Here is a 15,208-nt window from a genome sequence, read left to right as displayed (position 1 = left end):
AAGCGACTCGGCACCGTTCAGTGAACCGAGAAGACGCTTCGGGCATCTCTTCGTCATTAAGGCTTACAATCATATACTGCTTGCACGCCCCGAGGACCTCGGCACCGGCACAAGCGACGACGACACCCTTCTGGAACATCCCTTGCTTGCTACTTGGCGTCCATTTTGACGCCTTTGTTTCGGCCACTCGGGCCACCCCTACCTTCGGCTTGTGATCATACGACACTCCCGCATCGAAACCGGCCTGACCCGGATCCTCGTCGCAGCGGCCCTGGCAGCGTTTATTCTGATCGCGTATCGGGGTATCGCGTCCAACGGCTTCCACTACGACGACTGGCCCAACATTCTGAATCACGCGCCGGTCCGGATGGAACAGTTCAGCCTTGAGGGCTTGCTGAACGCCGCCGCCAATGCGCATCTCGCGCGTCGCCCCGTCGCCTCGCTGACGTTTGCGGTTGACTGGTGGCGCGACGAAGGCCATCCCGCCGCCTTTCTCGTCACCAATCTTGCCCTCCACATCCTCACTGCATGGGCAACGATGGCTCTGCTGCTTGCCGTTTTCTATGCCGCAAACGACCGAGCACTCGGCCGCGCGGCAATTGTCGCTGCGGGCGCCGCAGCGCTGTGGTGGGCATCGCAGCCAATCCATGTCCAAGCGGTCAGCTACGCCGTTCAACGCATGACGGAACTCGCGGCACTCTTTTCCGTCCTCTGCGTCTGGGCCTACCTCAAAGCTCGCCAGAACGGCGCGTTCAGCCCGGGATGGATGGTCATCTCGGCACTCTCCTTCATACTCGGGGCGTTGTCCAAGGAAAACGCCTGGGTCACCCCTGCCCTCGTACTGATGGCCGAGTTCCTGGTTCTGCGTAACAACGGCCCGCTGATCCGCTCGCCAGTCGATCGGCTGCTGCTCGCGTCGCCCCTTCTCGTCATCGCCGCAGCCGTCCTCGACGTTGCCGTCGACGGCCCGCTCAGCCACTGGGTCCTGCGCGGATATCCGGACCGCGACTTCACGCTGGTCGAACGCCTGCTCACCCAACCCAAGGTACTCCTGTTCCACGCATCGCAGATTCTGTGGCTGCTGCCCGATCGATTTTCGCTCGAACACGATGTCGAACTCGTGCGCAGCGCGGCGTCATGGGAGTTCTGGCTGCCGATGTCTTTGATCGTCGCTTGGTGCGCTGTCGGAGCGAGGTTGGCACAAAGGCCCGGCCAGCGCGCGGCCGGCTTCTTCATGCTCTGGCTGCCCGCGGCGCTGCTGCTCGAAAGCAGCTTCGTGCCCCTGCAACTCATCTTCGAGCACCGGATGTACCTGCCGCTCGTCGGTGTCGCCGGGCTGATTGCCCTCGGACTCGAGCGGCTGCACCGGTCCAACAGTAACGGCGCGGCCGTCGCCTGGACCCTGCTCGCGGTGGCGACCGCCTTCGCATGCTGGTCGACGGCACAACGACTTCCTCAATGGCGCAACGATCTGACACTGTACGAACAAGCGGTCAAGCACGCGCCTCGATCCGTCGGCGCCTGGAATCAACTCGCGCTGAGCTATCTGGACGCCGGACAGCGCCAATTGGCACTACAGGCGGTCGACCGTGCGATTGCGCTCGAACCCCGCTGGGGCGACGGCTATCCCTTCGTCAATCGCGGAGTCATCCTCGAGTCAATGGGTAAGACCCAAGAGGCACGCGATATCTACGAACAAGCGATCGCGCAATTCCCTCGCCAAGTGCTCGGCTACAACAACCTGGGCCTCCTGAACCTCCGAGCCGGTCAATTGCAGGATGCGCTGCAGGACTTCTCCCGCGCTATCGATGTCGACCCAAGCTACGCACCCGCCTGGACCAATCGGGGAACGGCGAAGCTTTTCCTGGGAGACGCGGGCAGTGCACGCATCGACTTCGAAAAGGCGACGAGCCTGTCTCCGCACGAACCGATAGCCCTCCATTACCTCGCACAGATCTATCAAGGCCTCGGACGGTCAGCGGAGGCACGGCGGGCTCGAACGGCGGCCTGCCGCCTTGACATCAAATCCGACTGCGACATCGCGCGATCCACCTCGGCAACGCCACCCAATTGATGCACTCACAGCTCATTTCACAGCGTCTTCAGGTCGACAAGGCCGTCTCCAGTTCCAACCCTCCGTGGTGGTGGGGAGCGGTCGCCTGCGTCGCACTCTCGCTGGCCGTCATAGTCACCTACCATGGCATGGAGAGGAATGGGTTCCACTTTGACGACTGGCCGAACATTCTCCAGCTTCAGGCAATCAAACTGTCGACGCTCAGCCTTTCAGGCCTAATTGAAGCTGGCCGCCATGCCTTCTTGCCGCTGCGCCCGCTCCCTTCGATCACATTTGCGCTGGACTGGTGGCGCGGCAATGGCGCAGCGGCACCATTCCTGGTCACCAACCTCGCGCTTCACGTGCTTACCACCTGCGCCGTGTGGAGCCTGCTTCGCCAGGTCCAACTGATGGCGAATGGCGGGTCACTGCCGCCGCCCCCCCTCCTCGCAGCGGCTGGTGCAACGCTGTGGTGGGCCCTTCAGCCCATCCACGTACAAGCGGTCAGCTACATCGTTCAGCGTATGACGATCCTGGCAGCCCTATTCACCCTGACAGCTGCAACCTCATATCTCAAAGCACGCGGCAACACCCGTCAGCCCTTCTTGTGGCTCGCATGCTCAGTCATCAGCCTGCTACTCGCAGCGACATCCAAGGAAAACGCCTGGATTGCGCCATTGCTGCTACTGATGACCGAATTCCTGATCGTCCGCTCCGACGGACCATTGATCAGATCGCGATTCGATCGAGCTCTAATCGCCCTTCCGCTCGTCGGGACGCTTTTCATTCTTATCGACCTCCTCGCACAAGGCCCTATCAGTCATTGGGCCTTGCGCGGTTATGAGACGAGAAGCTTCACGCTGGGCGACCGTCTGTTGACTCAACCCAAGGTCGTTCTCTTTCACATCTCCCAGCTTCTCTGGCCGCTACCCGACCGTTTTTCCCTCGAACACGATGTACAGATCGTCCATTCCGCAGCTTCGCTCGCGTTCTGGTTGCCGGCCCTCGTCATCACTGCGTGGTGCGGCGTCGCACTCAAGCTTGCATACGGAAGAATGCATCGCATCTCGGCATTCTGGATGCTCTGGATTCCCGCCACCCTCGTCATAGAGAGCTCCTTCGTTCCGCTCGAAATGGTTTTCGAGCACCGCATGTACCTCCCTTCGGTTGGCTTTGCCGGCCTTGTCGCGCAGGGCCTTGCGCGGACCGGAAGTTGGCATCCGCGAGGACGCGCCGTCGCGTGGACCGTCTTGGCCACATTCGCCCTGCTCTCGATGTGGTCAACCAACGAGCGCATACCGCAGTGGCGAACCGAAACGACGCTCTATGAGCAGGCCGTCAAAGTTGCGCCGCACTCGGCGCGCGCATGGAACTATCTCGGAATTTCGCTGCTGAGCCAGCGACGTAATGAGCAAGTCTCGCCCGAGCACTATGCGCAAGCCCTCGATGCCTTCTCACGTGCCATCGAGCTGGATGCCCGATACGCAGCACCTTGGACCAACCGCGGCGTTGCCCATTGGGTGCATGGCGAAGCCGATGCGGCACAGCACGACCTCGAAACCGCAATAAGCCTGTCCGACAAAGACAGCGCAGCCTTTCACTATCTCTTCGAGATCTATCAGGCTGCGGGCCGGCCTGAAGATGCAAGATGGGCCCGCCATCGCGCATGCTTCCTCGGCGTCCGCAACGACTGCTACCGCTAACCCTTGCCCTCTGCGTCTTTCGATGGCCGACCACTCCGAACCCATATCTCGCCGCGCTCTCCTGCCCAGTTGGCTTTATCGAGGCGTGCTCGTGGGCGCATTGATCGCATTGGTCATCGTCGCCTACCACGACGCTCCGGCCAACGGATTTCATCTCGACGACGCCAGCAACATCGTCAGCCACGGCCCGGTCCACATGACCGACCTATCCTTCGACTCCCTCCGCCGCGCCTGGACGGATGGACTACTCCCGCAACGGCCGATTGCCAATGTCACCATCGCCATCGACTGGTGGCGCGGCGGCGGCAGGCCGGCGACGTTTCAGACCACCAATATCATTATTCACATCTGCGTCAGCTTGAGCGTTCTCGCTCTCTTGCTGCAGATACTTGCAGGAAATCGCGAAGCGACCCGTAGCGATTGGCTGGCAGCTTCGATCACCGCAGCTGTCTGGGCCGTTCATCCGATTCAGGTTCAGGCAGTCACTTACATTGTCCAGCGTATGGCATCACTTGCCGCGCTGTTCATGCTGCTCTCGGTCTTCGCCTATATCCGCGCACGCCTCACAGGACATGGTCGATTGTGGTACCCGGTGACTGCACTTACCGCAGTGGCCGCATGTCTGTCGAAGGAGAACGCCTTTGTACTTCCGGCGCTCTACTTATTGGCGGAATACATCCTTTGTCGCCCGACCGGCGAACGCGTCCGGTCGCATCTCGACCGGGCCATCCTGATGCTGCCGGTGCTGATCCTAGTCTACGCCGTGCTGGATCTCGCCCTCATCCATGGCCCGATATGGAAATACATCACCCCGGCCTACGCAGTCCGTGACTTCACCCTGGCAGAGCGCCTCCTGACCCAACCGCGAGTCATTGCGTTCCACCTCGGACAGATTCTGTGGCCGCTACCAGGGCGTTTCTCGATCGAACACGACTTCCCCGTATCGACCAGCCTCTTTTCCCCCTGGACCACTGCCGCCGCCATTCTGGGGGTTGCCGCATGGCTCGCAGGCGCACTCTGGCTAGCCGCCCGAACGCGTTTCGCTCGCGCGGCATTCCTTCTTCTCTGGATACCGGTCACGCTGGCGATCGAGAGCAGCGCCATCGCTCTCGAAATGGTCTTCGAACACCGCATGTACTTGCCGTCAGTCGGATTAGCTGGACTACTGGCTCTCGCCCTGAGAGTCCTGGCCAACGGCCCGAGGAAACGACTGGCACTCGCGGCACTGAGCGTCACGCTCGCCGCATCACTGACTGCAAGCACGATCATTCGCATCCCCGTCTGGCGGACCCCTTCAACGCTCTATGAGCACGCGACTCACGTCGCCCCGATGGCGCCCCGCACCTGGACCAATCTCGCCACGGCTTATGAAGAGGAAAATCGCAGCGAGGATGCACTCCGAGCATACACAAGGGCCATCGAACTCGACTCGAAACGCTCTATCGCTTACCTTAACCGAGGCTCGAGCTACCGCAAGAGCGGGCGCATAAGCGAAGCCGAGAATGACTACCTGCGCTTCATCGCGCTGGAACCGGATGACTTTCGCGGCCCATATGCCCTGGGGGCCCTCTACGCTGCGATGGGCAGGCTCAACGACGGCGAAGCCCTGTTACTGCGCGCGAACACATTGAAGCGGAGTTCCCCTCTGCCCCTTTACGAACTCGCAAGCATCTATCTTGAGACCAACCGAGCCGAGCTTGCCCAACGAGCGCTCGATGAAGCATACGGTCTGGATCCGGCTATTGCGACTGCCGACTTCTTTGATCTTCAAGGAATGACGAAGGCACGTACCGGCCGCTACGCGGAATCAATTGTCGCCTTCACTCGGGAAGTGCGCCTCGACCCTTCCCGATCTCAGGCCTTCATGAACCGCGGCTTTGCCCACCTTCGACTCGGCAACTATCCTTCCGCGCTTTCCGATTTCGAGCTCGGAATCCAACTGGAACCCATGGAGGCACGAGCCCATTACGGTCGTGCAGAAGCCCTTGCGCACTTAGGTCAAAAAGAGCTCGCGATTGAAGCAGCCAATCGTACCTTGTCGTTGGCACCCGAGCATGAACGTGCCCGCCAACTCCTCGATCAGCTTACCGTCGGAGGGTTGCCGGCACGAACCGCGCAGTGACGGCGACCCCAACAATGCGGGGCGACCGTTACTGCGCCAGTCCGTTACGACTTCACGGGATGAAACACTCGGGAGATGTAGGCGATGATCGCCTCGATCTCATCATCCTTGAGCACCGACTTCCACGCCGGCATCGACGTATTTGCAAGCCCTTCCCGGATCGTATGCGCCAAGCGCTGGCGCGTCATGTCCTTCATGAACTTGGGATCGGTCAAGTCGCGCGGATGAGGTTCCATGAAACTGCCAATCCAGTTTCGTCCGGTTCCCGTTGCAGCATGACAGAAAGCACAGTTCGATTGGTATAACGCCTCTCCGCGCTTCTCCTTCGCAGTAAGACCGGCCACCTGCGGCACCACGTCGTGCAACTTGTAGGGACTTGCGCTCGCAATCGCATCGAGCTTCGTTGCCGGCGCCGGCTTCATGTCGTCGCCCGGATCGAAGTGATTGCGCGGATAGGAAAGCGGCCGCCCGCCCCACGCCGGCCCCGGATCCTCCGTCCGAGCGTGGTCATGACAGGTCACGCAGGTCGACAGAAACAGCCGCTTGCCCTGTTGCTCGGCAGCACTCAGCTGATCCCACGGGCGATCCAGCGGAATCTGGCCGGTTGCGAACGGAAACGCCAGTTTGTTGCGCTCATGATTCGTCCAGCCGTTCTCGGGCGTGTGGTACCGGGTGTTCGGCGCCTTGCGGCGGATGAACTCGTCGCGCACGAAGTCGACGACCTTCTCGACGTCGCTGTCGGAAATGATGCCCCGGAACCCCTTCATTGCGGTCCCTGGCTTGCCGTCGCGCACAGCCGCGAGCATCTGCTCGCGACTGATCGAGCGCTCATCGTCCTTCGTGAAGTCCCGCGGCCGCGGCTGCAGGTAAGTGGCCGCCAGGGTCTTTGCATCCCCTGAGTAGCCGTGACAGAAGTAGCAGCGGAAATTGTAGATCTTGCGTCCGGCCTCGAGCCGGGCTTCGTCCTTGCGAGCTTCGGCGGCGAATGCCGGAGCCGCGAGCTGGACCGCAGCCAACACTGCGACCAGCCCGCCCATCCAGGCACGACCCATCATTTCGCCTTCGCAGCCTTCTCACCCGAACGGATGAAGGTTTCGAACACGTATTCCGACACGTTCGCGATTTCCTGCTCGCTCAGCACCTTGCTCCAGGCCGGCATCTCGGTGCCCGTACGTCCGAAGAACACCGCGGCATAGATGGCCGGACGGTTCAGCGTCAGGCGCGAGCGCTCCTGCAGGAAATTACGCGGCACCGGGCGGATGAAGTACGCGCGCGGCCCCTGACCGTCGCCATTCACCCCGTGGCACTCGGCACAGTTCTTCGTGTAGAACTCCTTGCCCTTTGCCGCCTCGCCCTTCAATCCCGACGGAAAGGGCGACTTCATGTCGGCGCGCTCGTCCGGACTCACCGGCTTGTCAGCGGGCAACGGAGCGGCAATCGGAGGCACCGGTGCCGAGCTGCCAACTTCAGCGGACGACAGCTTGTGGGCGCCGCCCAGCGTCCCGGACGATCCGGAAGGCGCCGATACCGTCCCTGCGGCAATATCGGCCCCGCGGTGCACGATGTCGTTATGCACATAGTCCGCCAGCGCACCGAGTTGCTCCGAATTCAAGCGCGTCTTGAAGCCGACCATGGCGGTGCCCGGCTTGCCGTTCGAAATCACCTGCAGGATGTAATCGCGCGGCAGCGACGATCCCGCCTTGGTGAGATCGCGCGGCGGCGGATTCAGGCTCTTCATCGCTCGTGAATTGCCGTCGCCACGGTCACCGTGGCAAACCGAACAGTATTCGTGATACAGCACGTCCGCCTTGATCATTCCCCCGTACGCCGCAACGCTCGACGCGACGCCAAAACCGATCGCACACAGACGCACGACCTGCATGAATTGCTTGTCCTGATTCACAAGATACCTCTAGGTCGAAAAACTGCGGTCTTGATGCAAGAACCGAACCGGTTCCGTCGAAGCTCGCAGGCACGCATGGCATGTCGGTTGCTTCAGGTCTTCGACAACAACCATTGCCAAAGCGTTTCCCGCCAGCGAACCCCCCAACGGAAGCATGATGAAACTCGCTGCCATACCGATCGCCCTCCTGCTTCTCTGCTCGATAGCCGACGCAACCGCAGGCGATGGCAGGCTGGTTTATACTCAAATCTGTCGCGCCTGTCATGATACCGGCGTAGCCGGAGCACCTGTTCTGGGCGACAAAACCGCCTGGTCTCCGCGCATCCAGGGCGGCGTCGATACATTGTTACAATCGGCTCTACGCGGCAAGGGAGGCATGCCACCGAAGGGAGGAAATGCGGGCCTGACCGACGAACAGATTCGCGACGCCGTGGAGTATATGGTGGCGCAAGTCAGATAGGAGGAGCTGCGTCGGGCCGTTTAAGTCCGCAGACCTTGCCCTGTATATTCCCAATACCGGGAAACACGTTCCATCCGTTGGAATTGCCGATCATCGCCACACTCAGCTTAGCCGTGCCTTCTGCCTCAAGGCCCTTTCTACGTCACGCAGCCCATGCACTCCTCGTTGTGTGGCTGCTGCTCATTGCAGGCACGTGCGACGCGCAGCGGATCGACATGCGCAACACCAAGCACAACCTCGCACGCGCAGACAGCGGGGAGAATACCGACCCGCGCCAGATCTGCGTGTTCTGCCACACCCCCACCGACACAACGTCCGGTGACGCGGTTCAACCCAAGTGGCAAAGCTCGACTCCGCCCAACGGAACCTTCACGATGTTTGACGATATTGGACGGATGGGCAAGGACGGGAGTACGGCTGTCGGCTCCCAATCAATTGCCTGCCTCTCGTGCCATGACTCCTCCCAAGCATTCGGAGTTTCTGGCGGCGGACTGGACCACCCGTTCGCCGTGCCCTACCGCGGCGCCCTCACGGCAGAACAACGCAGCCGAATACGCGAAACACTGAAGCGCGCCGGAAAGCTGATCAACCCCGGCCAATTCGTCAAGTTCGACGAGGGATTCAGAAACGCGACTCGCGGCGTGATCGACAACCGTCCGGTATGGTGGGTATCCAAAACAGCGCCGACCGGTCAGCGCGGCCGGCTGGATGTACCGCTCTATGTGCGGATTGACGCCGAAGATCAGACCGAGATTCCGTTTGTCGAATGCGCGAGTTGCCACGACCCGCATTCCGTCCGCCCCTTGTTTTTGCGGCTCGATTCGACCTCTTCTGAACTGTGCCTCACTTGCCATATCAAGTGAGCACATCAATTTCACGACGCGGGTGTAAAGCCGCCCAGGCGACCACCAACGACCTTCGGACTATAGCTACCATGAAAATGCCACGCACGACCGTTTCGCGACGCACTCCGCTCCACTTGGCGCGACTCGTCTCAACCCTTGGCATCGCCGTAACCTGCACCCTCACGACGCTGTCCGGTTGCGCACCGATCTCCGAAGGCTCCGGCCCCGTGGCTCCTGCCGGCCCGCTCGTCTTCCCCTCTCCACCCGACGAACCGCGCTTCGTCTTCGAACGAACGATCAGCAGTTCCGCCGACGTGGAAGTTGACAATTCCGACGATGCATTCCGCCGCCTGGTCACCGGCGCCTCCCGAGCCGGCTACTTTCTGACAAAACCTTACGCGGTCGCCGTCCACAAGGGCAGAATCTTCGTTTCCGACACCGCGGAACACGCCGTCAAGGTGTTCGACATACCCTCGGGAAAATATTTTACGATCGGAGATACTGAGCCGGCCACTCTGGCTAAGCCGCTCGGCTTGGACGTCGATCGTGCGGGACGGCTCTATGTTGCCGACGCCACATTGAAGATGATCTTCATTTTCGATCGCGACGGAAAATTCCTGCGCAAGATCGGAGGAAACAATCTCTTCGATCGCATTTCGAGCGTCACGGTCGACCCCTCCGGCCGACGGATCTACGTCGTGGATATCGGTGGCGTCAAATCCGAAAACCATCGCATCCGCGTATTCGATACCGTCACCGGCCAGCACGTCATGGATATCGGCAAACGCGGCTCCGGACCAGGAGAATTCAATCTCCCACGCGATATGGCCATCGGCAAGGACGGCCGACTCTATGTGGTAGATGGCGGCAACTTCCGGGTGCAAATCTTCAATGCCGATGGCTCCTACCGGGACAGCTTCGGTTCCGTCGGCCGTCAGCTCGGGAACTTTGCACGGCCGAAGGAAATTGCCACAGACAACGAAGGAAACGTCTACGTCGCCGACGCCGCCTTTGGCAATTTTCAGATCTTCAATGCCGACGGCGAACTGCTCATGTTCATCGGCAACCGCTCGGAACGAGGCGGCCCTGCCGAATACATCCTGCCGTCCGGCATTGCCGTGGACGACGACGGTCGGATCTACTTCGTCGACCAGTGGTTCGCGAAGATCGATGTCTTCCGCCCCTACAACCTTGCGCCGAACCAAGGCTTCCTGGTGCGTCGCGCGCCAGGGACAGGCGCTAGATGATCCCATTAACGGAATCGCCTTCCCATCTTCAGGAATATGCATTAGCGATTGCCCGGCGGATCACCCCCTCCGCTAGGTAAGCGTAGCTAGAGGGCCCGCGCCACTAAGCACAACACACTGATTTTAAAAACAAAATTCGCAGTGACGAATCTTCTTCACCGACGTGGCGCATGTGGACCGAAAACTGCTACTAGTCGAATGCAGCATCCAGGAATACGTTGAAATTTTCCGGCCGCGGCGATTCGACACCTCGTTGGGCGCCGCAAGCTTAAATTTCTCGCCTAACCATCCATCGGGGGTTACCATGAAAAAAATGTTCAAGCAGTCGCTTGCTTTGGCCTCGCTGGCGGCCGTCGCCACCGCGGCCTTTGCCGGCATCACCGATACGCCGCACAACCTGACCACGTCTGGCGGCTCAAATTCAGTAAACTCTCAGACGAACACCGGCCAGATCTGCGTCTTCTGTCACACGCCACACGCGTCGAACACGAATGCCACCGCGCCGCTGTGGAACAAGAAGTTGCCCACCGCCACCGCCTACTCGACCTACTCGACCCAGAACTCGTCGACGATCGACGGCCAAGTGCTGACCGTCGGCTCCGTTTCGGCGGCCTGCCTGTCCTGCCACGACGGTACCCAGGCAATGGATAACCTGGTCAACGCCCCGGGCTCCGGCGGCTACAACGCTACTGGCTCCGACCGTGGCTATACCTGGACGGGTCCCGCATCTTCCGTTGGCGGCAAGATCGGCGACTCGACCCGCGTCGCGAACCTCGGCCAAGACCTGCGTAACGACCACCCGATCGGCATCGCCTATTGCGGCGGCGGTCTGTCTGCGAGCGTGACCGACTCGGCAAGTTGTAATGACAAGGACTTCAAGAGCATCGCCACGAAGAGCATCAACGGCAAGCCCGTGTTCTGGATCGACACGTCCACTGCTGACAGCGTCCGCAGCAAGACCGACATCATTCTCTACACCCGCGACTTCACGGCCGGCACGGAGCGTCCGTCGGTTGAGTGTGCGTCCTGTCACGATCCCCACGTTGGCAAGACCACGACCGGCGGCGCAGCACCCGACGTGAACTTCATGCGCGTCACGACCACCGGCTCCAAGATCTGCTTGGCCTGCCATACGAAGTAAGCAATACCTCGGTTAGAAGAACCGCAGCGGAAAAGGTCAGGCGCAACGACGCCTGACCTTTTTTTGTCGAGTTATTCCAGGTTTGCTACGCTCTTTTCAGTTACGCTTCGATACGATTCAACGCTAAGGAATCGAGTTTCATGAAGATCCTCGCCCCCGTGCTCACGGGCGCGCTCATTTGCGCCACCCTGACTTTCAACGCTCAAGCGGCCGATGAAAAGGCACCTGTGCGCGGATCGACTGCGACGCCGGCCAGCAACTCCCCGTCCCAGCCTTCCCCTTCCTACGTCGCTATCGTTAATGGCAAGCAGATCAGCGCTGCTCAATTTGACGCTACTGCCAACGAGGCTGCGCGGCAGAAGTTCTACCATGCGAAGCCGCCGGAAGGCGCCGCTGACGAACTGCTTCGCAGCGTTGCTGAAGACATGATCGACCGCATTCTTCTGCTTGAGGAAATCAAACGCAGAGGGATGAAACCAAGCTCGCAGGCCGTCGACGACAAGATCGCCGCCTACGAAAAACGGTATGCCTCAAGCGCCCGATGGCAACAGGAACGCGAGAAATTGCTTCCTCCTCTGCGTGAGCGTCTTGAAGAAGACGACATGCTTGCGACTCTCGAAGCCAAGACAAGGAATGTCCCGGCGCCCGCGGAAGACAAGGTTCTCGCCTATTACAAGAAACACCCCGAGAAATTCACCGAACCCGAGAAACTCCGCTTGTCGATGATTCTTCTTAATGTAGACCCTGCATCGCCGGTATCCGCGTGGCAGGCTGCAGAGGCTGAAGCCGGATCGATGCGCCTACAGATTGCGGAAGGCAATGAGACCTTCGCTGATCTGGCGCGCAAGCGCTCCAATCATGAATCGGCGGCGCTTGGCGGCGATCTAGGGTACCTGCATCGCGGCATGCTCCCCGAAGGCATTCAGGACAAGATCGATACGATGAAACCGGGCGACTTGTCTCCTCCGACGCGCATACTCCAAGGGGTCGCGCTCTTCCGTTACGAATCCCGCCAAGAGCCAAAGCATCATGACTTCACGACCGTCAAAGCGCGTGCGGCGGATCTGCTCAGCCGCGATCTATCGGAAGACGCTTGGCGCAAGCTCAAGGAGCAACTGCGCAAGAAGGCCCGCATCGAACTCAATACGCAACGCTACCCTGCGCTCGCCCAGTTGGCATCACCGGGAAAGTGATCTGACCAACGCGAATGGCGTCATCTGCGGCACGCTCCTCCCTACCTGAAGGCAGGCTTTACCTACCGCTCGCAACGGGTCGGGGCCGAGTTGCGCCCCTGATCGGGGGCGCCTTGCTGCTAAGCGCGGCGCTCCCGGCCTATGCCGCCAGGATCGGCACCAACCCCACCCAAGAGCCGCCACGGCTGCGGTTGTCCTTGGCAATTTCAGGCCTCACTCAGGAATCCGCGGCCGCACCTGCCCCGACTTCACCGGACGAGCCCCCGCTCAGCCCGCTACTCCCTCCACTAAAACTGTCGCTTGCCTTGATGGGTCGGACCGCGAGTGAACCGGGCAACAACATCGGCAGCGGTGAATTGCCCTCCCGTAATGCGCCATCGACACCTCCGGCTCAAGAGGGCACTCCCGGCCCAGCGCCCGCTCCCGACGAGAGGCGTTCCTGGAAAGAGAAGGCCGTACTACCGTCCCGCCGGCAATCGCCACCGGAGAAGCAGCAGACGGGGGAACAATACGTCGCTGGGCCCGCCGGCAAACCCGAGGAGCCTGCGGCCGCGAGCGGAAAAAGCAGCAGTGATGCAAAGGTTGTGGGCAGCGAGGAATTCCTGCCTGCAGACGAACTAGAGCCATCATTGCCTCCCGTTCGTCCTGCCCCGTCCGGCAAGGGAGCTGTCGCGACCGAAGAGGACACCTCAAAACCCAGACGTGCATGGGGCATGGCACCCATCCGCTGGGGCGGAACCCTTTCGGCCGGGATCCAGCAGTCACGCTCAGGGGATTCGAGTAGCAGCCTGAACGAGGTATACGAGGCACGCATGCGCGTGAATTCGTATATCTGGGCGCCTTACATCGCTGTCGTGTCTGGTGATTTCGGCTTGATAACAACGCGGTCAAGTGCCGCGAGCGGCGACAACAGTGCGGCCTCGAACAATCTCACCGGCACGTCGATCAACGGCAGCGGCTCCTTGAACCTCTTCCCCCAGAGCCGTTTCCCCTTCACTGCAAACCTGTCCCTTGCCGACAGCCGGAGCATGGGCTCCTTCACCGACACGAACGTTCAGTACCGGCGACTGGGGCTGCTACAGACTTATCGGCCGTTGTCCGGCGCCTGGAACGCAAATGGCGGCTACGACCGCAGTGAGGTGACTGGCAATTTCGGGGGCGACACGGTCGATCGCCTGCACGGCAATTTTTCGACCCGTATCGATAACCAGAATTTCAACGCCAGCGCCTCGGCATCGCGCAGCGAATCGGAGAACACCTCTTACAACGACTTCTTTGTCAGCGGATCACATAACTATCAATTCGATGAAGAATGGTCGATCGGTACGACCGGAAGCTACACGGGCCAGAATTTCTCGACTCGATCCGCAGATGGGACCGCCCCGGACACGAATGTCAAGGCCACTAGTGCTCAGCTCTTCAGCGTCGCCAACTGGAACCCGTTGGATTCCAAATGGCGCGGCTCCGGGACCCTACGCTATTTTCAGACTTCAAGCACCGCAAGTGCCGGGAATGCGCTGCAAAGCAGCATTCTGGGAGGCACGGCAGGCCTAAGTTATCAGGCTAGCCGCAACCTGAGCCTTTTCGGGTCGTTCGGCTTCAACGGTGACGACAAGGGCAATTCATCCACTTTCGAAAGTGCCGGGGGGACTTATAGCGGAGACCCCTTGAGTTTCGGCGAATATGCTTACACATGGAGTTCCTCAGTATCGGGTTCGAACTCTTCGGCGAGCAACACAAGTTCTGCGCGATCGGTGACAGGATCGGCATCGCACTCGCTGATGAGAAGCTGGCTGCAAGAGAACCAGGGCACCTTAAGTGCTTCGATCAGCCAGTCGGTTTCTGCAAGCCAGTCAACCGGGATCGGGTCAAACACCTCACACTCTATCGGTCACTCGGCCAGCTTGAGCTACAGCGCCAATCCGACCGAAACGCTCAACGGTTACCTGAGCGCAAGCCTTTCCGACACACGTACGTTCGGCGAGACAAATAGCGCCTTCCAGATGTTGAATGTTCAGGTCAGCGGCCAATGGCGTATCAGCGCCTATTCCGCCTTGACATCGAACCTCACATGGCAGACGAGCAGACAGCAGTCGGACTCGAACACCCCGGTTGTCATTACAGACGAATTCGGTCGACCGCTCCTCGTAAACCAGTCCACCCAGAATCAAAACACGAGCCTTTCCGGCAGTCTGAGCTATTCCCATAGTCGTTTCCTGGGCTTCCGCGGCCTGCGTTACGGTCTCGACTTTCGCGCCAACACCGCCCATGATGAATCGCGTCGGTTCGGCAACCCCGATGCCCCCCGGGAACCGGAGCGAGCGAGTCTTGATCTCGACCAACGGCTGGGGTACCGGATTGGACGCCTCGATACGCAACTCCAATTCCGCGTCGCCGAAATCCAGGGAAATCGAAATCAACTCTTGTACTTACGCTTGTCGAGGGACTTCGGAGCATTCTGATAAACTGGTTAGTTAAAGTGCAGTCGAGCGGTCCGAGAACCAACACTGGGGTTTGACGACTAACAGCTACCGCTCACGT

The 15,208-nt window shown here is 60.3% G+C and carries 11 protein-coding genes; 9 read left to right on the top strand and 2 right to left on the bottom strand.

The window, feature by feature from the left end:
* The first annotated feature begins 391 nt into the window (after positions 1-391).
* The 3 genes from AZKH_RS01755 to AZKH_RS01745 all read left to right on the top strand — a co-directional run bounded on the left by AZKH_RS01755 (position 392) and on the right by AZKH_RS01745 (position 5,878).
* Entirely contained in the window at positions 392-2,074 is a 1,683-nt protein-coding gene (locus AZKH_RS01755; RefSeq protein WP_231874449.1) for a tetratricopeptide repeat protein, read from the top strand.
* Entirely contained in the window at positions 2,074-3,756 is a 1,683-nt protein-coding gene (locus AZKH_RS01750) for a tetratricopeptide repeat protein (protein ID WP_015434008.1), read from the top strand. Before AZKH_RS01755 ends, AZKH_RS01750 begins: the two co-directional genes overlap by 1 nt.
* 91 nt (positions 3,757-3,847) lie before the next feature.
* Positions 3,848-5,878: a lipopolysaccharide assembly protein LapB gene (locus AZKH_RS01745; RefSeq protein WP_231874448.1), complete on the top strand. Its 2,031-nt coding sequence runs from the start codon at positions 3,848-3,850 to the stop codon at positions 5,876-5,878.
* A 44-nt stretch (positions 5,879-5,922) separates the two neighbouring features.
* Here the strand turns inward: AZKH_RS01745 and AZKH_RS01740 are convergent, their stop codons facing one another.
* Complete coding sequence (locus tag AZKH_RS01740; protein ID WP_015434006.1) at positions 5,923-6,933, bottom strand: cytochrome c; 1,011 nt, start codon at positions 6,931-6,933, stop codon at positions 5,923-5,925.
* Complete coding sequence (locus AZKH_RS01735; RefSeq protein ID WP_231874447.1) at positions 6,930-7,760, bottom strand: c-type cytochrome; 831 nt, start codon at positions 7,758-7,760, stop codon at positions 6,930-6,932. The genes AZKH_RS01740 and AZKH_RS01735 overlap by 4 nt, the downstream gene beginning before the upstream one ends.
* 178 nt (positions 7,761-7,938) lie before the next feature.
* Between AZKH_RS01735 and AZKH_RS01730 the strand changes: the two genes are divergently transcribed.
* From AZKH_RS01730 to AZKH_RS01705, 6 genes are all read left to right on the top strand, one after another.
* A complete protein-coding gene (locus tag AZKH_RS01730) occupies positions 7,939-8,241 on the top strand; it encodes a cytochrome c5 family protein (RefSeq protein ID WP_197538747.1) in 303 nt (100 codons plus the stop codon).
* 77 nt (positions 8,242-8,318) lie between these two features.
* Positions 8,319-9,104, top strand: coding sequence for a cytochrome c3 family protein (locus AZKH_RS01725; RefSeq protein ID WP_231874446.1), 786 nt, complete (start codon positions 8,319-8,321; stop codon positions 9,102-9,104).
* A 71-nt stretch (positions 9,105-9,175) separates the two neighbouring features.
* Complete coding sequence (locus AZKH_RS01720) at positions 9,176-10,333, top strand: 6-bladed beta-propeller (RefSeq protein WP_015434002.1); 1,158 nt, start codon at positions 9,176-9,178, stop codon at positions 10,331-10,333.
* Positions 10,334-10,637: 304 nt separating this feature from the next.
* Complete coding sequence (locus AZKH_RS01715) at positions 10,638-11,474, top strand: cytochrome c3 family protein (RefSeq protein ID WP_015434001.1); 837 nt, start codon at positions 10,638-10,640, stop codon at positions 11,472-11,474.
* A 140-nt stretch (positions 11,475-11,614) separates the two neighbouring features.
* Positions 11,615-12,667, top strand: a complete 1,053-nt coding sequence (locus AZKH_RS01710; RefSeq protein WP_015434000.1) for a peptidylprolyl isomerase — start codon at positions 11,615-11,617, stop codon at positions 12,665-12,667.
* A 113-nt stretch (positions 12,668-12,780) separates the two neighbouring features.
* A complete protein-coding gene (locus tag AZKH_RS01705; RefSeq protein WP_172642448.1) occupies positions 12,781-15,129 on the top strand; it encodes a hypothetical protein in 2,349 nt (782 codons plus the stop codon).
* The last annotated feature ends 79 nt before the right edge of the window (positions 15,130-15,208 follow it).

It is taken from the genome of Azoarcus sp. KH32C, assembly GCF_000349945.1.
Classification (GTDB): domain Bacteria; phylum Pseudomonadota; class Gammaproteobacteria; order Burkholderiales; family Rhodocyclaceae; genus Aromatoleum.
Note: the sequence above shows the minus strand (reverse complement) of the source record. Positions and strands in the feature narration are given on the sequence as shown.

Coding starts and splice junctions, on each gene's coding strand:
- AZKH_RS01715 (WP_015434001.1), top strand. CDS start 10,638: ATGAAAAAAATGTTCAAGCAGTCGCTTGCTTTGGCCTCGCTGGCGGCC.
- AZKH_RS01720 (WP_015434002.1), top strand. CDS start 9,176: ATGAAAATGCCACGCACGACCGTTTCGCGACGCACTCCGCTCCACTTG.
- AZKH_RS01730 (WP_197538747.1), top strand. CDS start 7,939: ATGAAACTCGCTGCCATACCGATCGCCCTCCTGCTTCTCTGCTCGATA.
- AZKH_RS01710 (WP_015434000.1), top strand. CDS start 11,615: ATGAAGATCCTCGCCCCCGTGCTCACGGGCGCGCTCATTTGCGCCACC.
- AZKH_RS01740 (WP_015434006.1), bottom strand. CDS start 6,933: ATGATGGGTCGTGCCTGGATGGGCGGGCTGGTCGCAGTGTTGGCTGCG.
- AZKH_RS01750 (WP_015434008.1), top strand. CDS start 2,074: ATGCACTCACAGCTCATTTCACAGCGTCTTCAGGTCGACAAGGCCGTC.
- AZKH_RS01735 (WP_231874447.1), bottom strand. CDS start 7,760: ATGCAGGTCGTGCGTCTGTGTGCGATCGGTTTTGGCGTCGCGTCGAGC.